Genomic DNA, 19,474 nt, shown 5'->3' with positions numbered 1-19,474 from the left:
ATTTAAGCCCCGCGCTTGGTCATGACAACCACTTTAACGGTGTCGCCATCATTTAAAAAAGCACCTCCGCTCAAGACCAGCTGCGCTTCTGCACTGAGTCCAGCCAGCAATTCAACCTGCTCGCCACGTGTGCGGCCGGTCTGCACCTTGCGTTGTATCACTTTACGCAAGCCCTGTGCATCTGCGGCGGTCAATTCAAACACATAGGCAAATCCATCACGATAAGTGACCGCGCTTAATGGCACAGCTACCGCTTGTTGCTGACCAATATCGACCTGACCCTGCACATACATGCCAGGTTTGGCACTGTCTTTAGGAATATCCACATACACCAGCGCATTGCGTGTATTGCTATCAACCGTCGGCGAAATCAGGCGCACCTTGCCCGTCACCGCTTTGCCGCCCGACAGGCTCAATCGCACCGATTGCCCGGCATGCAAGGCCATTTGCTGATCGGCATTCACCTCACCGCGCCATTCAATCCGGCCCTGGCGCACCAGCCGGAACAATTCAGTGCCCGCAGACACCACATTGCCCAAATTGGCAGAGCGTGACGAAATCACGCCATCATCCGGGGCTACCACCTTGGTTTGGCGCAAACGGATTTTCTGGTTTTCCAGTTCGGCCTCGGACAAGGCCAGGTTTGCCTTGGCGGTTTGTTCGGCAATCATATACTCATTAATTTTTTGTGCAGATAACGCGCCGCTGTCTTTAATTTCACGCGCGCGATCTGCATTGCTTTTGGCCTCGGCCAGCGCGGCTTTGTCTTTTTCAACGGTGGCCAATTGCTTTTGCACATCCGCTTTCACCGTATCATCGGCCAGCAACACCAGTGGCTGCCCTTTACTTACCTGCGCGCCCACGTCTGACAATACTTGCTGAATGCGCAAGCCTGCAATTTCTGCACTGACCAATGCCTCTTGCCAGGGGTAGATACTGCCATTGAGCACTAATGTCATTGGCCATTGCACCAGCGCTGGTTGCGTGATCTCTACACTCAGCGCGGCTTTGCTGGCCTGAGTGCGTGCCACTGGCTGGCTGGTGACCGGCGCTGGTTGTCGATTACCACGTTTTTCTGCCAGCTCAGCCTGATGCAACGGGTGTTGCCAAAACCAGACACTGACCCCGACCAGCAGCGCTGAAATAATTAAAAATTTGTTTTTTTTTGTCAGTTTATTCGCCATCTTGCTTACCTTTTCTCCATGGGTTTCAGTGGAGGTTTAACCGTTTGTTGCGTTTCCAGCCAATCGCCGCCAAATGCTTTATACAAGGCGATCCACTGTAAGACCTGATTTTTTTGCTGCGTAATCACATTAAGCTCTGCGTTAATTTTCTGGCGGCGCGCATCTTCCAGTGACAGCAAGTCGAGGCCGCCAGACTTCCAGTTGATTTCAGCCGCTTTAAAATATTGCTGATATTGCTGCGCACTCGCCTGTTCGGACCGCGCACGGCGGCTGGCGCTATCCAGATTCACCAGTGCCTGCTCGACCTCTTTCACTGCATTGCGCACATCTTTTTTATACGTTGCCAGCAAGCTGTCAAAATTAGCCCTGGCCTCGGCTAAATCTGCACGCAGGGTGCCGCCATCAAAAATAGGCAATTTGAGTGAAGGGCCATAAGACCACGAATCGGTACGGGTGACCGTGCCATTAAAGTTAGTACGGCGGTAACCAATCGAGCCGGTCAAGCTCAGGCTTGGGTACATCTGTGCTTTAGACACGCCGACATTAGCACTCGCCTCGGCCAGGTTACGCTCATCAATCGCCAGGTCCGGGCGGCGGGTCAGCAAGTTGGCTGGCAAGGTGCTCACATCAAATACAGCGGGGGCAGGCATGCCACTGCCGGTGGCCAGCAAGCTGCGCAACGCAGGCTCGGGCATATTGGTCAACTCAACCAAGGCCTTGACCAAACCATCACATTCCGCCTGTTGGCCATCAAGCGTCGACTCGCTGGCGCGCGTGGCTGCCTCTGCCAGCGCCAGGTCAGACGGGGCAGAAAAGCCAGCTTTAGCTGAAATGCCTGTCAAACGCGCGGTCTCATCACGCGAATCATAAGCTTGCTGCAAGGCCAGCACCGATGCCTGGCAGGCACGATAATTCACATAATTATTGGCCACCTCGGCCGCGAGGCTAAGGCGAGCATCATGCCAGGCAATTTTTTTGGCTTGCAGTTGGGCTTTGGCAGCTTGCTTGGTGGCTTTCACCTTACCAAACAGGTCAATCTCCCAGCTGGCATCCAATGATACCGAGTCGATTTCTATGGTGCTGGATGGAAAAGCCGCATTACCACCACCGCCTTTGCTCTTGGTCACACTGCCAGTGCTGGTTAAGTCAGGAATGCCTTGCGCACGCGCAGACAACACATTGGCGCGAGCCACGCGGATATTCGCCAAGGCGATTTCTAGCGAAGGACTTTCTTTTTGCGACTCGGCCAGCAACTGGTCCAGCACCGGGTCTTTAAATTGTGCCCACCAGTCTTTTAATGACGCCACACTGCCACTATGCGGCAACGGGGCCTGCCATTGCCCGGCAGTAACCGGTTTGGGACGAATATATTCATCAATCACCGAGCAACTGGCGAGCGGTACGCACAACAGAATCCAGCTTAAGCGCAGCCCGGACTTGATGACAGCTGACTTCATTTGTCTTCCATCCCTTGTAACCCTTTTAAGAATAATTGCACGACAAAAGCAATATGCGCTTCAGCATCCCAATCTGCGTCCAATACCCCAAACAGGGCTTTATTACGCGGACCGGCAATTAATAATTCGCAATATGACTCTGCAGCACGTAAAAAATTCGCAGCAGGCAGCTCACCTTTGCTGGCATAGCCTCGAAATATGTCTGCCAGCACCTGATGTATGCGTTCGGGCCCAACTGACTTCACCGCACGCGCCAACTCAGGCAAATGCGACACTTCAGAGACGCCGATGCGAAAAAAAGACACCATACGCGGATCCAGCACCTTATTGAGAATGAGGCGGCTGATATGAGTTAATACCTGGGCCAGCGATTGATCGGGCAAATGATCGGTGCGCACCATGGCCAGCACATCCTGCTCAACCATATGCTTGAGCGCAGCAATCAACAACTCATCTTTATTACTGAAGCGCTCATAGATCGTGCGCGTAGAGACGCCACAGCTAGACGCAATCCGGGCAATACTGGTACGAGCCACTCCTTCTGTCATAAACAGTTCAAGTGCCTGCTCCAGCAAATGGATATGCCGCTCCTGCGCCGTGCCAGACTTGGGGCGGCCAACTTTGGCTTTCAATTGAATCGCCGCCTGAGGATGCGGTGTCGTCGAGATAGTCATAAAATAAAAATAAAACGTTTCATTTTTATTTTACACGGACAAGTTAAACACGCAAGCCATTTGTTGTAACCAGTCAGATACTTACATTGAGCCACCCTTGCGGGCCGGCTTGTTTGTTATACTCGCAGCACTTTTACGAACAATCTCGCACATGGCCCTTAAATCCACCATTTATAAGATCGAAGTCAATATCGCTGACATGGATCGGCACTATTACCAGCAACATCACCTCACGCTGGCCAAGCACCCGTCAGAAACGGATGAGCGGCTGATGGTGCGCTTGCTGGCTTTTGCCCTGTATGCAGATGAAACCTTATTGTTTGGCAAAGGCTTAAGTGAAGATGACGAACCCGACCTCTGGCAAAAAGACCTGACCGGGGCGATTAAACGCTGGATTTGCGTGGGCCTGCCCGATGAGCGCGACATTCGCAAAGCCTGTGGCCGCGCGGCGCACGTGGTGCAGGTATTGTATGGCGGCAGAACCGCCGAGATGTGGTGGAACCAAAACCATAAAGCCATGCTTAAACTAGAGAATGTGACTGTGATTAACCTGCCAGACACCGAGCAATTAGCGGCGGCCGCCGCACGCGGACTCAGCATCAGCTTTACTATTCAAGACCAGCAAATTCTGGTGAGTTATGACGGTGGCAGTTTTGAATTGACACCTGAATGGTTAAAGCAGGCCAATTAATTGCTGACAAACCAGCAGTGATGGACGATCAAAAAGCCAGCATTGCTGGCTTTTTTGTGTTGATCCGCACCTAGGGAAAAAGACTATGCTCTGCGGGCCATACTCCGCTATACATCGCCTCCGGGTGATGCCGCATCAGGCGCTGGCGCACCTCACTCAACCTGAGCAACGGCACAGACACAATCATTAAAATATTGCCCTGCTCAATTTGCGTGTGATGAGATTTGAGACGGTCACTGGGTGCAGCCGTTGCCACCGCAGCTGCCCAGGCGGCACATGACAAGGCACCCAACACCATGCAATATGGGATCACCATTAGCGTAACCTCGCCAAACCACCATGGCACCAGGTAAGCAAGCATACCGCCCAGTAAGCCAAACACGGCCCCAAACACAAATCCTGCCATCGCACTATAAACCACGTCTGACTTTTCTACGGCATTGGCCTTGGGCAAGCTGCCTAATAGCTGATCATTTTTTGCATGAAAGTGAATATGATTTTCATCGATTCTCTCCAGCAGCAACTCATTCATCATCGCTTGCGCACTTCTAATATTGGGTAAAACAAAATAGAGTCTGCGTCTCATGTCGTTCTCCTATCAATATTGCCAGTATTTGCTGGTCTTAATTTGATAGTTTTTAAACGCAAAGATTCACTTTTTAACATCTGTTGGGCGGAGCGATTTTGCCATCCGGGCAACACATGGTTTTATCTGTCATCCAGTTTGCCCATCCAGACACTGCGCAACTTGGCCAATTTATAGCGCAAGCCTGCGCCCTCATTAGAGAGTGCATCCAAAAACAGTGACAACCGCCTCGATTTAATCACGGTGTAAAACGTGAGCAAGCTCACCGGCACAAACACAATAGAAAAATATGCCAGCTTTTCCAGTGTGCTGGATTGCGTGAGATCAATCAGGTTCATGCCCAGCAAACCTGTCGTCATGGTGCCAATCAGGCCCAAAATAGTGACTACCGTCAAACGCACCACTGTATCAGCCTGACGTTTGATTTCTTCACCTTCAAGATACTCGGCCATGTCCATAATGCGGCGGCGGGTCTTTTCAAACAAGTTAACCGAATCGAGCTGTTTCAGCATCAGTGCAAACAGATCTTTGGCCACGGCCTGATCAGACACATTTTCAAACCAATAGCGATGGGTAAAGCGCAAAAACACTGCGGTGGCATTGCGGATGCGGTTACGGAAATTTTTGACTGAATCTTCACTCTGAATATCCAGGCGGCTGATGGCCTGCACCATGCGGTCTGACAACATGAGCAAGGCCGCTTTTTGAAAATGTGCGATTAAAAACAGCAAGAAATACTGGTTTTGATAATGACGCTTGATGCCTGTGCGCTCATTGGTAAACACGCGATGCTGGTGGCTGCCCACCACGACAAAGTTTTGCCCAGTACACATGATGCGGGTAGTGCTCCACGGGTCTTGCCGGGCTTCATCCCAATAGCGGTCATAGCAATTATTTTTTTCGAACTCCTGCAAAAAGTGCTCTGTAAACGGCAGTGTTTCCGAATGCCAGGGTTGGCAGACCAACCCCAGCCGGATCAGGTCGCCACGACTAAGCTGGCTCACATCGTCAAACGACAAATACGCCATCAGCGGCATGCGCTGGTACTCAATTTCACGGTAACGTAACTCACCCTGCTGGCCTGAATAATGTGGCACCAGCGGATGCAACAACGCCAGCCAGTGCAAGGACACGCAAGGCACATGGTTTTCTTTCACATAGGCGAGATAACGCGCCTTGTCTTCGTAATCTGAGCGCGCAATCACTTGCCCTTGCGCATCCAGCCACTCAATCAGTTGCGCGCAGTGTCCGCCTTCGCCAGTGTCATCCCAGTAATTTGGATAGGTGCGGCCCAGGCGGTACATTACCTCCATTGCCGATTGCAATGGCAGGTCTTTGGCCGTGACCTCAAACGCCAGCATGGCGACATCAATATCAAAAAAGAAATAGAGCTCCACATGGGAGACCCGCAACAACAATGGCTCGGTCTCGCCTTGCAGGGTAATTCGTACCTGGCTAATATCACTGCGGGTAAAAATATGAATGGGCGACTCACCATAGCCGCCAGATTCGCGGCCATGCTTGCCTTCGCCGTATAAAAAGCGCTGGGCAAACGGTAAAAAGGTGACGAACTCCTGGTATCTGGTTTCACTCAGGTGCGGTGAATCTTGCAAAAATTCGTCTTGTATCTCGACCCAGGGCGAGTCGGGCGCGGCTTTGAGTAGTTGCCAGGGACGGTGCACGGCGCCCGCACTGTGATCGGTCATTAACTGTATCGGCCACAACAGTGTTTGCCGAAAATCTCTTACGATACTGCTTTGCAGGTTGTCCGCCATGATGGAGCCTTTAGCCGCTGGTTAGAGGATGGACTATAGCGCGCAAATGCGGCACAGAATCAGGCGATAAACGCGGCAAACACCTGCCAAATAAGTCAGCCGCAATGACGGTAGAGCGCCATCATGGTGCTGCCTGCATTCATTAGCTCATAGCCCACTGTGCCCACGCTGGTAAATAACGCCAATAATAGCGTGGCTAATATTGTTTTGCCTGTAGTGAGTGCATGGCCTTTGAGATACATGGCCCACAGCCGACCAGACCAGATGAGCAGAATAAGCAATGCCAGCAATTGTAAGCCTGCGGCTAGTTTAAATAACGGCCTGTCGGTTGCCTGCAGATACACAGCCTGCAAGGCGGCCAGTTGCGTTTGCAATTGCGCACCTAGGGCCGCATTTGGGCTAATTTCACCGCTGCGGGCATCGGTGGCACAAAGCACGCCTTGCTCAATCAGCGGTTTGAGGTCTACCATGCCTTTTTCTAGCTGGATCCATGACTTTGCCGTGACCGGGTCAGCCAGGCTGATATTGGTCAGCGAGGCAGCAAACACCTGTGTCACCAGCATGACGCCACAAGCCGCACACATCAGGCCAAAAAAGCGCTGAAATCCGCTTTGTACGCCCGCCACCTTGGCCGCCAGATACGCCAGTGCCGACAACCCCAACAGCTCGAACAATAAGCGGATGGCGGCAAACGCATGGGCGGCCATGCCTGCATCATCGGTCGCCAGTTGCACCGGGCTAGTCATTTCAGGAAACACCACCGCCAGCACCAGCGCAATGGTGAAGGATAGTAATAAAAATGCGATGGATTGCTCTAGCCTGGCGTTGGCATCTTCCGCTTTAAGATGGTCATGCACCAATTGCGATGGCTGCGTCAACATGTGGGTGAATTTGCCTAAATAGGCTGGCAACTCTTTGAGTACACTTTCTAACAACGCCATGGCACACCTCTTTTACACAGACAGACATACCTTAACACCGTTGTCGCGATGCGTGTTATGTCCTGCGCTTTTTGGCGCAAGCGCCGCAGCGGTTGTCTGTTGCACACCACAAATAACTATTAAAAAAGCCAGCATCGCTGCTGGCTTGTTAGGGGCATCAATCAGCTGTTACACCTTTTGATAAACTTCGCTGCCCTTTTTCACGAATTCAATCGCTTTTTCTTGCATGCCTTTTTGCAGTGCTTCTTTTTCATCCACGCCTAATTTATCAGCATAGTCACGCACATCCTGGGTGATTTTCATCGAACAGAAGTGCGGGCCGCACATTGAGCAAAAGTGGGCCTGTTTGGCGCCTTCTTGCGGCAAGGTTTCGTCGTGAAATTCCTTGGCTTTCTCCGGGTCCAGGCCAAGATTAAACTGGTCTTCCCAGCGGAACTCAAAGCGCGCTTTACTCAATGCATTGTCACGAATTTGCGCACCCGGATGGCCTTTGGCCAGGTCAGCCGCATGTGCCGCGATTTTGTAGGTGATGATGCCCACGCGTACGTCTTCTTTGTCTGGCAAGCCCAAATGCTCTTTCGGCGTCACATAGCACAACATGGCACAACCGTACCAGCCGATCATGGCCGCACCAATGCCAGAGGTAATATGGTCATAGCCAGGCGCGATGTCAGTGGTCAATGGGCCCAAGGTGTAGAACGGGGCTTCGCCACAGTGCTCCAACTGCAGGTCCATGTTTTCTTTAATCAGATGCATAGGTACGTGGCCCGGGCCTTCGATCATGCACTGTACGTCATGCTTCCAGGCAATTTGGGTCAGCTCACCCAGTGTTTTCAGCTCGGCAAATTGTGCTTCGTCGTTAGCATCGTAGATAGAACCAGGCCGCAAACCATCACCCAGTGAGAAGCTCACATCGTATTGCTTCATGATTTCACAGATTTCCTCAAAGTGTGTGTAGAGGAAAGACTCCTGATGATGTGCCAGACACCATTTGGCCATGATGGAACCACCGCGCGACACAATACCGGTCATGCGTTTTGCCGTCATTGGAATATAGGCCAAACGCACACCGGCGTGAATCGTGAAGTAATCCACGCCCTGCTCAGCTTGCTCAATCAGCGTATCGCGAAAAATTTCCCAAGTTAGATCTTCTGCCTTGCCATTGACTTTTTCCAGCGCCTGGTAAATAGGCACGGTACCAATCGGCACCGGTGAGTTACGGATAATCCACTCACGTGTTTCATGAATATTTTTGCCGGTAGACAAATCCATCACGGTGTCACCGCCCCAACGCGTGCCCCATACCATTTTCTCTACTTCTTCTGAGATTGATGAGCCTAAAGCCGAGTTACCAATGTTAGCGTTAATTTTCACCAGAAAGTTACGGCCAATAATCATCGGCTCGATTTCCGGGTGGTTGATGTTGGCCGGAATAATCGCACGGCCGCGCGCGACTTCGTCACGCACAAATTCTGGCGTAATCACTGCAGGAATGCTGGCACCGTAATGTTGGCCAGGATGCTGTGTTTGCAGCAGCTCGCTCATATTTTCACGGCGCTGGTTTTCACGGATGGCAATAAACTCCATCTCTGGTGTAATGACGCCTTGGCGGGCGTAGTGCATCTGGCTCACGTTTTGGCCAGCTTTGGCGCGCAATGGTTTGCGGTGCAGGTTAAAGCGCATTTGTGACAGCTCAGGGTCGACCAGGCGCTGATGACCAAATTCTGAGGTCGGGCCATCCAGTTGTTCTACATCCCCACGCTCCATGATCCATGTTGCACGCAAAGCAGGCAAACCGTTACGGATATCAATCTCGACGGTTGGGTCGGTGTAAGGACCAGACGTGTCGTAGACCACCACTGGCGGGTTAGTGTCACCGCCAAAACTGGACGGCGTATCACTCAATGAAATTTCACGGAATGGCACCTGAATATCAGGGCGGGAACCTTCAACATAGATTTTGCGCGATTTGGCAAATGGCTTGGTAGTGGCTTCGTCAACTTTGGCATCAGCGTTGACGAACTTGATATTTTTAGACTGTAGATTTTTGTCTATGGCGTTCATTAGGCATCCTTAAAATAAAAGACGTAAGGATGCATATGGAGGTTTGCATTCCCTACGGCGGTATTAACCGCGTCAGGTTCGAAGGGTAACTCTCACTGCAAAACATTCAATAAATGAAGGATTTACAGACCCCTAGCAAGGGACGGATTGTGCGGCAAAACGCCTGATAACGCAAGTAAAACAAAGTTTTGCATATGCCTGGATTGACAAATAGACAGACCTGTCTACAATCACTTTACCCGACCATAAAAACATACGGGATTTATTTCAATCAGGAACTAAAGGAGATCATATGGAAGTTTTGTTAATAGGCGCAGTGGCCTGTACCACCGCTTTAATTTTGTCAGCGTGGCTGATGACGTTTGCGCGCTGGTTTCCGATCAAGGGCATAGATGGCGATTTTTTGGTCGACTACAAAACCATGATACGCGCCCACGTGGACTATGCCCTGATGGCGCTGTTTGGCCTGGGTTTTTTTGGCGCGGCCAAGGCGGCAGGCGTGGAGTTGCACCATTTTGCCTGTGTGTGCGTGGCCATTGGTGGCTTCACCAACCCGACCGTGTTTGTGATTGCTGCGTTTGACCCGGACTTTTGGAGCAAAACGAAGTGGAAAGTATTCTCTGCGATTAGCTTCGTCATCACGACGGTTGGTTTCATGACCATCTGCTACCAACTGATTTGCCACGCCCTGTGTGCGCACTAAACCCACCTGCCCAGCCTCATTAACCCTGCTGCGGCAGGGTTTTTCAATCATGATTAGCGCAATATTGATCCACCCGATAACTGATTTAGCAAACTAAGCATAGAAGCTGCAACTATTCCGGCATTCGTTTTACCTGCGCCCCCGTTAGACTACAGGTGGGAAGTAGTATAAGCACAGTTACGCACAAGGCGAATCGCATGGATTGGTATGGTATTTTCTTTTTCAGGGAAGGCTCTCCGACAGCCCTTCTGTCTGGCAGCTACGATGCCTGGCTGGTCGTTTTGTCGGCCGTGGTCGCCATTGGCTCATCCATTCTGGCCCTGCAATTAACACGTCTGTCACGGCAACAAACCTCTGTCGTTTCACGTCGATTTTCAATCATCGCCAGCTCGGTGTCATTAGGGGCAGGCATCTGGGCCATGCACTTTATCGGCATGCTGGCTTATCAAATTTGTACGCCGGTGTCTTACTACTCGGATGCCACCCTGGTCTCTATGATGCCTGGCATTCTGGCGTCGCACTACGCCTTGAGCCTGATGGCAGAAAACCAGATCGACTACCGCAAGCTGATTAAAGGCGGATTTGCGGTGGGCGCCGGCATTGGCGCCATGCATTACATCGGCATGCTCGCCATGCGCATGGCGCCTGAGCTCAAGTTTGATCTGTTATGGGTGCTGGTTTCTGTGGTGGTGGCTGTTGCCTTATCCACGCTATCACTGTGGACAGGTGTCTTTTTAAACCAGAAAGGCAAAATACCGCCCAAGGTCAGCATTATGCTAGGCGGCCTGCTCATGGGCAGCGCCATCACCGCCATGCACTACACCGGCATGGCGTCTGCGCGGTTCTTAGGCAAGGCCCAGCCTGGGTTCAACCCGGATGACAATCAATCCATCACCATGGCACTGGGGATTACGCTGGTCACTATTTTGATCGGCATCATTGCCACCGCGGTCAACGCCTTAATCCGCTACCGGCAAATACTGGCGTCGATTCAGGCCAGCGAAACACGCTTATCAACTATTTTGAATACAGCCGTTGATGGCATTGTGACCATCAATGCCGCCGGGCAAATCATCTCGTGTAACAATGCTGTTGAAACGCTGTTTGGCTGGGCAAAGGCCGACATGATAGGCAAAAACGTCTCTATGCTAATGCAAGACCCTGACAGCCCGAATCATCTGTATTTTTTAAAAAACTATCAAGCGGCAGCGCAGGCAAAAATCATGAGCGAAGGCAGTGATTTGGACGCTGTGAAAAAAGATGGCTCGGTGTTTCCGATTCGGCTGGCAATTGGTGAAGTTAAATTAGCCGATGAAACGCTCTATGTCGGCTTTATCACCGACCTCAGCCACCGTAAAGCGATTGAAGAGGCCGTGCGTCAAAAAGATCAGCAGATTCGGTCCATGATGAACAATATTCCGGGCGTGACTTTTCGCGTCAGCTTGGCAGGCGAATGGAGCATACAGCTGATTAGTGACGCCGTGCAACAAATGACAGGCTGGCCAGCCAAAGACTTTTTAAGTGGGCAGCTGCGCTTTTCACCGCTAATGCATCCTGAAGATATTGCACGCGTGCGCCCGATTGCAGCAAAGGCGATTGCACGCCTTGAAAGCTTTGAGGTTGAGTTCAGGATTACTGATCGCAGCGGCAGTGAAAAATGGATTTCAGCCGTGGCCTCGCCGCTGTTAAACAAAGACGGCATACCCTATGCAATGGACGGCGTGTTGCTAGACATCACCGAGTCCAAGCAAAAAAATGCCGAATTTGAAGGCATTGTTAACGCGATTAACTACTCAACCAACGTCGCCGAATTTACCATTGATGGCTTTGTCATCAGCGCCAACGAGCACTTTCTTGACCTGCTGGGCTATCAACTGGCAGAAATTCAAGGCCGTCATCACTCTATTTTTTGCCCGCCCGATTTTGCCTTAACCGACATCTATAAACAAAAGTGGACCTCGCTACGCCGTGGTGAGTTTGTGCATGGCGAATTTTTGCGCTATGGCAAAGCAGGCAAAAAAATCTGGATCAACGCCTCTTACAGCCCGGTGCGGGACGTGGATGGCAAGGTGGTGAAAGTACTGATGTTTATGATGGACATCAGCGAGCGCAAACAAATGGAACAGGACATGCGCCGGGCAAAAGAGACCGCCGAGCAGGCCGCCAATGCTAAAAGTACCTTTTTGGCTAATATGAGCCATGAAATTCGTACGCCGATGAACTCGATTATCGGCTTTAGCGAGTTGTTACTCGATACAACCATGCAAGCAGAGCAGCGCAGTTATTTATCGACCATCAGCCAGTCGGCGAAGTCATTACTGCATTTACTCAATGATATTTTAGACAGTGCCAAATTGGAAAAAGGCATGCTCGAGCTAGAAGTGGTGGATTTTTCACCGCGCGAACTGGTCGATAGCCTGATTTCATCGCTATGGTTGCAAGCGCGCAAAAAGAACCTCGACCTCAAATTAAATATAGATCCGCACATCGAAGGTTACTACAAAGGTGCTGAGCATCGCATACGCCAGGTGCTGACCAATCTGCTGGGCAACGCGATTAAATTCACAGAAAGCGGTCATGTTGAGCTTAAGGTGCACCTAACAGCACAAGACGAAGTGCAGTTTGACATTATAGATACCGGCATTGGCATTGATGAAGATAGGCTGGATGTGATTTTTGAGCCGTTTACACAGGCAGATGCGTCGATGAGCCGCCGCTTTGGTGGCACAGGCTTGGGCACCACGATTAGCAAGCAATTGGTAGAGCTGATGGGCGGCCGCATCACCGCCAGTAGCAAAATTGGCAATGGCAGCTGTTTTTCGGTGATTTTGCCACTCGCCACGGGTCACGCCCCAGAAAACGCGGCGTCACCTAACGCGCTCGCGCTGGCATTACCTAAGCTCAATATTCTCGCTGCAGATGATGTTGAACAAAACCGCAGGCTGCTCAACATTGTGCTGGAAAAACAAGGCCACCAACTCACCTTGGCCAGCAACGGCCAAGAGGTGGTAGACGCCTGGCAGGCCCAGCCATACGACGTGATTTTGATGGATGTCCAAATGCCAATTATGGACGGTCTGAGCGCCAGCATGCAGATTCGTGCATTAGAACAACACTCTGGCCGAGCCAGAACGCCGATTATTGCACTGACGGCCAGTGTACTTGAGCAAGACCGGCAGGCAGCAGCAGACGCTGGCATGGATGGTTTTGCTTCAAAACCGATAGAACTGCCCTTGTTATTGGCAGAAATTCAGCGCGTGTTACAGCTTGCGCCGATGGCAATTGACGCCACAGCACCCGCCCAGACAACAGCCCATTTTGACCTTAAAAAAGGCAGCTTGCTGTGGGGCGACCAGCACACCTATCTCAATGAGCTTCACCTTTACGTGCAAGCGTCACGTCAGCACATGACCAGCCTCACGCAAGCGATCGCCGCCAAAGACCTCGCTGCAGTCAAACAAATGGCCCATGCCAATAAAGGCGTGAGCGCCAACCTCGCACTGCCGCATCTGCAAGAGAGTTACCACGCGCTGGAGCAACTCACTGCAGATGCTTGGCCACACTGCACCGCACTGGTGGCAGAGTTGCACACACACCTACAATCACTGCATACCGCTATCGCGCCGCTGCTAGCACCCCACACTGTAGCCACAGCTAATAGCGAAGCATCGCTGCCTGCAGGGCAACTGCTGGAGTGGCTGAATGCACTGCGTACACGGGTAGCCATGAACGAACTGGATGATGCATTGGCCAGCCAGATTGTGCAGCATGCCCCCGCTGAGTGGCGCCAGGCAATGCACAACATTGCCCAGTTGCTAAATGACTTTGACTTTGAACAAGCAACGGTACATATTGATCGGCTACTGGCAATCCAGACCAAGGAGGCCTTTTCATGACGGACCACACACTGAAACAAGCAAAAATTTTGATTGTGGATGATGAACCGCTCAACCTAAAAGTGCTAAAACAGGTGCTACAGGACGACTACCGGCTAAGCTTTGCCAAAAACGGCATGGACGCGTTAGAGTTAGTCAAAAAAGAAAAACCGGGCCTGATTTTGCTGGACGTGATGATGCCAGGCATGACCGGATTTGAAGTCTGCCGCCAGTTAAAAACTGACCGGGAAACACACACTATTCCGGTGATTTTTGTCACGGCCCTGGCAGAAGAGGCTGACGAGTCAGAAGGCTTTGCAGCGGGCGGCGTGGATTACATCAACAAACCGATTTCACCCGCGCTGGTACGCGCGCGGGTTAAAACACACTTATCGCTGGTGCATATCGATGAGCTTAAACGTACACACCTGGAACTGATCCAGCGCCTGGGCCGTGCAGCAGAATTTAAAGACAATGAAACCGGCATGCATGTCATGCGTATGAGCCACGTCTCTGGCAGACTGGCATTGCAAATGGGCATGGACCCGCATTTTTCTGAGCAATTGATTCATGCCGCCCCCATGCACGACATAGGCAAAATTGGTATTCCAGACTATGTGTTGCTTAAACCGGGCAAGCTCAATGACGAAGAGCTGACATTGATGCGAAAACACCCCGAAATGGGGGCCAAAATACTGGATAACTCGACTTCTCCGCTGATCAAGCTGGCTCACTCGGTAGCGCTCTACCACCATGAAAAATGGGATGGTAGCGGTTATCCATTTGGCTTAACAGGCGAAGACATTCCGCTAGAAGCGCGCATTGTGGCAGTCGCCGACGTATTTGATGCCCTGCTGAACAAGCGTCCCTACAAAGAGGCGTGGCCAGTAGAAGATGCCGTGGCAGAAATTGAGGCCAATCGTGGCAAGCACTTTGACCCGGCAGTGGTCGACGCCATGCTGCAATGCCTGCCAGATTTGATCGCCATTAATAACAACTGGCTTGAAGAAGAGTAAAGGCCAGTGAATATCATCCTGCCACATAGCAGCAGGATGACACACTTAATCCAGTTTGGCTTTGAGCAGCTCGTTCACTTGTGCCGGGTTGGCTTTGCCCTTAGAGGCTTTCATACATTGGCCCACCAATGCATTAAAAGCTTTCTCTTTACCGGCTTTGTATTCATCGACCATGGCCTGATTAGCAGCCAACACGTCGTTAATAATCGCTTCAATCGCGCCAGTGTCAGACACCTGCTTGAGGCCTTTAGCCTCAATAATGGCATCGACTTCACCTTCGCCTGCCCACAGCCCCTCAAATACTTGCTTGGCTGCATTGTTAGAGATGGTGTTATCAGCAATTCGCTTCAATAAAGCCGCCAACTGCACCGCAGACAGCGGACTATCGGCAACGGTTTTTTCTTCGGCATTGAGCTTGGCGGATAATGCGCCCATGATCCAGTTCGCTGCCTGCTTAGGCTCTGCGCCTGACTCAACAGCGGCCACAAAATAATTAGCTAAACTGCGTGATGCCGTCAGCGCGTTTGCATCGTAACTAGAGAGTTGATACTCACTGATAAAGCGGGCCTGCAAGGTTTGCGGCAACTCCGGCATCAGCGCTTTTACCCGCGCTTTGTCAGCCTCGGTCACTTCCAATGGCAACAAGTCGGGGTCAGGGAAGTAGCGATAATCGTTAGCCTCTTCCTTGCTACGCATGGCGCGTGTTTCGCCCGTATCCGGGTTAAACAGCACGGTGGCTTGCTGAATAGTGCCACCGTCTTCCAGCGTTTCAATCTGCCACTGTGTTTCGTACTCAATCGCCTGCTGCATGAACTTAAACGAGTTGAGGTTTTTGATTTCACGGCGCGTGCCCAACTTTTCAGTGCCTTTGGGGCGCACAGACACGTTCACATCACAGCGAAAACTGCCTTCTTGCATGTTGCCGTCACAGATTCCAATCCACTGCACTAGCTCATGCAGTTTTTTGGCATACGCCACCGCTTCAGCGGCGCTACGCATGTCAGGCTCAGTCACGATTTCCAGCAATGGCGTCCCGGCGCGGTTCAGGTCAATCCCCGACATGCCTTCAACAGCGCCGTGTACAGATTTACCTGCATCTTCTTCTAGATGCGCACGCGTGATATTGATCACTTTTTCGTAAGCTTCGGTATTTTTAGTCGCAGGCACCTGAATGGTGATTTTGCCTTTACCAACCACCGGCAACTCAAACTGGCTGATCTGGTAGCCTTTGGGCAAATCAGGATAAAAGTAATTCTTGCGCGAAAACACGCTGCGCGGGGCCATTTCAGCATCAATCGCCAAACCAAACTTGATGGCACATTCGACGGCTTCTTTATTGAGCACAGGCAAGACACCCGGCAAAGCGATGCTCACTTCACAGGCCTGCGTATTGGGCTCAGCACCATAGGTAGTCGAAGCGCCGCTAAACTGTTTGGACTTAGTTTGTAACTGAGTATGAGTTTCCAACCCGATGACGACTTCCCACTGCATTATGCGATTCCTTCAGGCATTTGCGTATGCCAATCCGTGACTTGTTGATAAGCGTGGCCGATCTCCAGCATGCGCGCCTCATCAAAATAATTACCGATAATCTGTAAACCTACTGGTAATGGCTTGCCTTCTGCACTGGCTGCAAAACCGGCTGGAATACTCATGCCTGGCAACCCCGCCAAATTGACCGCAATGGTGTACAGATCTTCGAGGTACATAGCAACCGGGTCGCTGGTCTTCTCCCCGGATTTAAAGGCTGTCGAAGGCGCAGCAGGCCCCATGATCACATCACAGTGCTTGAATGCCTCAACAAAATCCTGCGCAATCAGGCGGCGGATTTGCTGTGCTTTGAGGTAATAAGCGTCGTAATAACCAGCGCTCAATACATAAGTACCAATCAAAATACGGCGTTTGACCTCGGCACCAAAGCCTTCAGCACGCGACTTCATGTACATTTCCAGCAGGTCGTTGTATTCGGCCGCGCGGTGGCCATAACGCACGCCGTCAAAGCGTGACAGGTTGCTTGAGGCCTCAGCAGGGGCCAGCACGTAATACACGGGAATAGACAAGTTATTGTTAGGCAAACTGACGTCTACAATCTCTGCACCCAGTTTTTTGTATTCAGCAATCGCCGTTTCAATCACCTTGGCCACGTCTGCACTCAGGCCTTCTGCAAAGTATTCTTTAGGCAAGCCGATACGCAGGCCTTTAAGTGGCTGGTCACCAGTCACATTCGCCAGGCCACGCGTGTAATCTTCTTTTTCGCGATTGACACTGGTGGAATCACGCGCGTCAAAGCCGGCCATGACGTTGAGCATCAAGGCACAGTCTTCTGCTGACTTAGCCATCGGGCCCGCCTGATCGAGTGAGGAAGCAAATGCAATCATGCCGTAACGTGACACCAGGCCATAGGTAGGTTTAAGGCCGGTAAAGCCACAGAGCGACGCTGGCTGGCGAATAGAACCGCCGGTATCGGTGCCCGTCGCTGCCGCGCACAAGCGGGCCGCAACCGCTGCGGCAGAACCACCTGAACTACCGCCTGGCACACGGTCGAAATCCCACGGGTTTTTCACGCCACCAAAATAGCTGGTTTCGTTAGATGAACCCATGGCGAATTCGTCCATATTGGTTTTACCCAAATTGACTGCACCGGCGGCATCAAACTGGCTGATGACATGCGCGTCATACGGAGAAATAAACGTCTCCAGCATTTTGGAGCTACAGGTCGTGCGCCAGCCTTTGGCACAAAAAATATCTTTTTGCGCGAGCGGAATACCCGTTAATGGCCCGAAGTCACCGGCGGCAATGCGAGCATCAGCCGCCTTGGCCTGCGCCAGGGTTTTTTCTTCATCCATGGTGACATAGGCATTGATGGCCGGATTGAACTGCGCCATGCGCTGCAAATAGGTTTGCGTCAACTCGACACTGGAAACTTGTTTGCTGACCAATTGCTGGCCCAGCTGTTTAAGACTGCTGTTAATCATAGCGGCTGTATCTAATAGTTAAAAACGCGTAAGGTTGCGTAGAAAATGTACTTATTCAATCACTTTAGGCACCAGGTACAGGCCATCCTGCGTGGCCGGGGCAATCGATTGAAACAGTTCGCGCTGGTTGGTTTGGGTGACCACGTCTTCACGCAGACGTTGCGTCACATCTTGCGAGTGCGACATAGGAACGATCCCCGTGGTGTCGACCGCCTGCATTTGCTCGATCAAACCGAGGATGCCGGAAAGTTTGTTCAGGGTTTCTTGCGCTTCACTGTCACTGACCTCAATACGGGCTAAGTGAGCGATACGCTTGATATCATCTAGATTCAGTGCCATGTCGGGTTAATTGTCTGTAAGATTTTGAAAGCACATCTTAATTTCATGTGCGTTTTGCGCTATTATACCTTGATTTTATGCCGCACTCAGCGCGCAGCTCTAAAGTCGGAAACTTCACAGGATAAAACATGTTCGGTTCAATCAACAGCTACTTCTCCAATGACCTTGCCATTGACCTTGGCACCGCCAACACCCTGATCTACGTGCGTGGTAAGGGCGTAGTACTGGATGAACCATCGGTGGTGGCGATTCGTACCGAAGGTGGCCCCAACGGTAAAAAGGTACTTCTGGCAGTGGGTTCAGATGCAAAAAGCATGCTGGGTCGCGCACCGGCCAACATTCAGGCGATTCGCCCGATGAAAGACGGCGTGATTGCCGACTTCACCATCACCGAGCAAATGCTCAAGTTTTTTATCCGTAAAGTACACGAATCACGCTGGTTTTCACCTAGCCCACGCATCATCATCTGTGTGCCGGTTGGCTCAACGCAAGTTGAACGCCGCGCCATTAAAGAGTCTGCCGAGCGTGCAGGCGCCAAGCAGGTATTTTTGATTGAAGAACCGATGGCAGCAGCCATTGGTGCGGACATGCCAGTGGCCGAAGCAACCGGCTCTATGGTGGTAGATATTGGCGGCGGCACCACTGAAGTCGGCGTGATTTCACTTGGCGGCATTGTGTATGCCAAATCTGAACGCGTGGGCGGTGACAAGTTTGACCAGGCGATTATTGACTACATCCGCCGTAACTACGGCATGCAGATTTCAGAGCCAACCGCTGAAGCGATCAAAAAAAGAATCGGCTCTGCCTTCCCGGGCTCTGAAGTGCTCGAAATGGAAGTCACTGGCCGCAACCTGGCAGAAGGCTTGCCACGTAAATTCACCATTTCCAGCAACGAAATCCTCGAAGCCCTGACTGAGCCACTGAACTCTATCGTCGGCGCAGTGAAATCCGCCCTGGAGCAAACACCACCAGAACTGGGGGCCGACATTGCTGAAAAAGGTATGGTACTGACTGGCGGCGGCGCCTTGCTACGTGATCTGGATCGCCTGCTGGTGGAAGAAACCGGCCTGCCGGTCATTGTGGCTGAAGACCCGCTGACCTGCGTCGCACGCGGTTGCGGTCGCGCACTGGAAGAAATGGACAAACTGGGCAACGTTTTTGCTAGCGAATAATTCGGGGCAACGATGGCGCGCA

The 19,474-nt window shown here is 51.6% G+C and carries 15 protein-coding genes and 1 riboswitch; of the genes, 5 read left to right on the top strand and 10 right to left on the bottom strand.

The window, feature by feature from the left end; genetic code table 11:
- Positions 1 to 2 precede the first annotated feature (2 nt).
- Genes METH5_RS0106540 through METH5_RS0106530 form a run of 3 tightly spaced genes read right to left on the bottom strand, consistent with a single transcriptional unit; the run spans position 3 to position 3,315 of the window.
- A complete protein-coding gene (locus METH5_RS0106540; RefSeq protein WP_029147752.1) occupies positions 3 to 1,184 on the bottom strand; it encodes an efflux RND transporter periplasmic adaptor subunit in 1,182 nt (393 codons plus the stop codon).
- Between the two features lie 5 nt (positions 1,185 to 1,189).
- Positions 1,190 to 2,641: an efflux transporter outer membrane subunit gene (locus METH5_RS0106535; RefSeq protein ID WP_051412878.1), complete on the bottom strand. Its 1,452-nt coding sequence runs from the start codon at positions 2,639 to 2,641 to the stop codon at positions 1,190 to 1,192.
- Positions 2,638 to 3,315, bottom strand: a complete 678-nt coding sequence (locus METH5_RS0106530; protein ID WP_232410964.1) for a TetR/AcrR family transcriptional regulator — start codon at positions 3,313 to 3,315, stop codon at positions 2,638 to 2,640. Before METH5_RS0106530 ends, METH5_RS0106535 begins: the two co-directional genes overlap by 4 nt.
- Before the next feature lie 151 nt (positions 3,316 to 3,466).
- Between METH5_RS0106530 and METH5_RS0106525 the strand changes: the two genes are divergently transcribed.
- Positions 3,467 to 4,006: a YaeQ family protein gene (locus METH5_RS0106525; protein WP_029147749.1), complete on the top strand. Its 540-nt coding sequence runs from the start codon at positions 3,467 to 3,469 to the stop codon at positions 4,004 to 4,006.
- A gap of 70 nt (positions 4,007 to 4,076) precedes the next feature.
- Here METH5_RS0106525 and METH5_RS0106515 read toward each other — a convergent pair whose 3' ends face one another.
- From METH5_RS0106515 to thiC, 4 genes are all read right to left on the bottom strand, one after another.
- Positions 4,077 to 4,592: a hypothetical protein gene (locus METH5_RS0106515; RefSeq protein WP_029147748.1), complete on the bottom strand. Its 516-nt coding sequence runs from the start codon at positions 4,590 to 4,592 to the stop codon at positions 4,077 to 4,079.
- 122 nt (positions 4,593 to 4,714) lie between these two features.
- Entirely contained in the window at positions 4,715 to 6,367 is a 1,653-nt protein-coding gene (locus tag METH5_RS0106510) for a hypothetical protein (protein WP_029147747.1), read from the bottom strand.
- Positions 6,368 to 6,462: 95 nt separating this feature from the next.
- Positions 6,463 to 7,308 (bottom strand): hypothetical protein, encoded by an 846-nt coding sequence (locus METH5_RS0106505; protein ID WP_029147746.1) that lies wholly within the window; start codon positions 7,306 to 7,308, stop codon positions 6,463 to 6,465.
- A 168-nt stretch (positions 7,309 to 7,476) separates the two neighbouring features.
- A complete protein-coding gene (thiC, locus tag METH5_RS0106500; RefSeq protein WP_029147745.1) occupies positions 7,477 to 9,372 on the bottom strand; it encodes a phosphomethylpyrimidine synthase ThiC in 1,896 nt (631 codons plus the stop codon).
- Positions 9,373 to 9,403: 31 nt separating this feature from the next.
- A riboswitch (TPP riboswitch) is annotated at positions 9,404 to 9,516 on the bottom strand.
- A gap of 148 nt (positions 9,517 to 9,664) precedes the next feature.
- Here thiC and METH5_RS0106495 point away from each other — a divergent pair.
- The 3 genes from METH5_RS0106495 to METH5_RS0106485 all read left to right on the top strand — a co-directional run bounded on the left by METH5_RS0106495 (position 9,665) and on the right by METH5_RS0106485 (position 14,966).
- On the top strand, positions 9,665 to 10,075 hold the full coding sequence (locus tag METH5_RS0106495) for a hypothetical protein (RefSeq protein ID WP_029147744.1): 411 nt from the start codon (positions 9,665 to 9,667) through the stop codon (positions 10,073 to 10,075).
- 197 nt (positions 10,076 to 10,272) lie between these two features.
- Entirely contained in the window at positions 10,273 to 13,971 is a 3,699-nt protein-coding gene (locus METH5_RS0106490; protein WP_029147743.1) for a PAS domain S-box protein, read from the top strand.
- Positions 13,968 to 14,966: an HD domain-containing phosphohydrolase gene (locus tag METH5_RS0106485; protein WP_029147742.1), complete on the top strand. Its 999-nt coding sequence runs from the start codon at positions 13,968 to 13,970 to the stop codon at positions 14,964 to 14,966. Before METH5_RS0106490 ends, METH5_RS0106485 begins: the two co-directional genes overlap by 4 nt.
- A gap of 45 nt (positions 14,967 to 15,011) precedes the next feature.
- Here METH5_RS0106485 and gatB read toward each other — a convergent pair whose 3' ends face one another.
- From gatB to gatC, 3 genes are read right to left on the bottom strand one after another with little or no spacing between them, the layout of a single operon-like run.
- Positions 15,012 to 16,457: an Asp-tRNA(Asn)/Glu-tRNA(Gln) amidotransferase subunit GatB gene (gene gatB / locus METH5_RS0106480; protein WP_029147741.1), complete on the bottom strand. Its 1,446-nt coding sequence runs from the start codon at positions 16,455 to 16,457 to the stop codon at positions 15,012 to 15,014.
- Complete coding sequence (gene gatA, locus METH5_RS0106475) at positions 16,457 to 17,941, bottom strand: Asp-tRNA(Asn)/Glu-tRNA(Gln) amidotransferase subunit GatA (RefSeq protein ID WP_029147740.1); 1,485 nt, start codon at positions 17,939 to 17,941, stop codon at positions 16,457 to 16,459. Before gatA ends, gatB begins: the two co-directional genes overlap by 1 nt.
- Positions 17,942 to 17,992: 51 nt before the next feature.
- Positions 17,993 to 18,280: an Asp-tRNA(Asn)/Glu-tRNA(Gln) amidotransferase subunit GatC gene (gene gatC / locus METH5_RS0106470; RefSeq protein WP_029147739.1), complete on the bottom strand. Its 288-nt coding sequence runs from the start codon at positions 18,278 to 18,280 to the stop codon at positions 17,993 to 17,995.
- A 128-nt stretch (positions 18,281 to 18,408) separates the two neighbouring features.
- Here gatC and METH5_RS0106465 point away from each other — a divergent pair, with 128 nt between their 5' ends.
- Positions 18,409 to 19,452 carry a rod shape-determining protein gene (locus tag METH5_RS0106465; protein WP_029147738.1) on the top strand — a complete coding sequence of 348 codons (1,044 nt, stop codon included), beginning with the start codon at positions 18,409 to 18,411 and terminating at the stop codon, positions 19,450 to 19,452.
- Positions 19,453 to 19,474 lie beyond the last annotated feature (22 nt).

Origin of the sequence: Methylophilus sp. 5, from assembly GCF_000515275.1 — a bacterium.
Taxonomy (GTDB): domain Bacteria; phylum Pseudomonadota; class Gammaproteobacteria; order Burkholderiales; family Methylophilaceae; genus Methylophilus.
This window is presented reverse-complemented; position numbering and strand designations above follow the sequence as displayed.

Bases quoted from the DNA above. Each gene is read 5' to 3' on its own strand.
- METH5_RS0106495 (WP_029147744.1), top strand. From the start codon at position 9,665: ATGGAAGTTTTGTTAATAGGCGCAGTGGCCTGTACCACCGCTTTAATT.
- METH5_RS0106465 (WP_029147738.1), top strand. From the start codon at position 18,409: ATGTTCGGTTCAATCAACAGCTACTTCTCCAATGACCTTGCCATTGAC.
- gatC (WP_029147739.1), bottom strand. From the start codon at position 18,280: ATGGCACTGAATCTAGATGATATCAAGCGTATCGCTCACTTAGCCCGT.
- METH5_RS0106490 (WP_029147743.1), top strand. From the start codon at position 10,273: ATGGATTGGTATGGTATTTTCTTTTTCAGGGAAGGCTCTCCGACAGCC.
- METH5_RS0106535 (WP_051412878.1), bottom strand. From the start codon at position 2,641: ATGAAGTCAGCTGTCATCAAGTCCGGGCTGCGCTTAAGCTGGATTCTG.
- METH5_RS0106540 (WP_029147752.1), bottom strand. From the start codon at position 1,184: ATGGCGAATAAACTGACAAAAAAAAACAAATTTTTAATTATTTCAGCG.
- gatB (WP_029147741.1), bottom strand. From the start codon at position 16,457: ATGCAGTGGGAAGTCGTCATCGGGTTGGAAACTCATACTCAGTTACAA.
- METH5_RS0106510 (WP_029147747.1), bottom strand. From the start codon at position 6,367: ATGGCGGACAACCTGCAAAGCAGTATCGTAAGAGATTTTCGGCAAACA.
- METH5_RS0106505 (WP_029147746.1), bottom strand. From the start codon at position 7,308: ATGGCGTTGTTAGAAAGTGTACTCAAAGAGTTGCCAGCCTATTTAGGC.
- gatA (WP_029147740.1), bottom strand. From the start codon at position 17,941: ATGATTAACAGCAGTCTTAAACAGCTGGGCCAGCAATTGGTCAGCAAA.
- METH5_RS0106530 (WP_232410964.1), bottom strand. From the start codon at position 3,315: ATGACTATCTCGACGACACCGCATCCTCAGGCGGCGATTCAATTGAAA.
- METH5_RS0106525 (WP_029147749.1), top strand. From the start codon at position 3,467: ATGGCCCTTAAATCCACCATTTATAAGATCGAAGTCAATATCGCTGAC.
- METH5_RS0106485 (WP_029147742.1), top strand. From the start codon at position 13,968: ATGACGGACCACACACTGAAACAAGCAAAAATTTTGATTGTGGATGAT.
- METH5_RS0106515 (WP_029147748.1), bottom strand. From the start codon at position 4,592: ATGAGACGCAGACTCTATTTTGTTTTACCCAATATTAGAAGTGCGCAA.
- thiC (WP_029147745.1), bottom strand. From the start codon at position 9,372: ATGAACGCCATAGACAAAAATCTACAGTCTAAAAATATCAAGTTCGTC.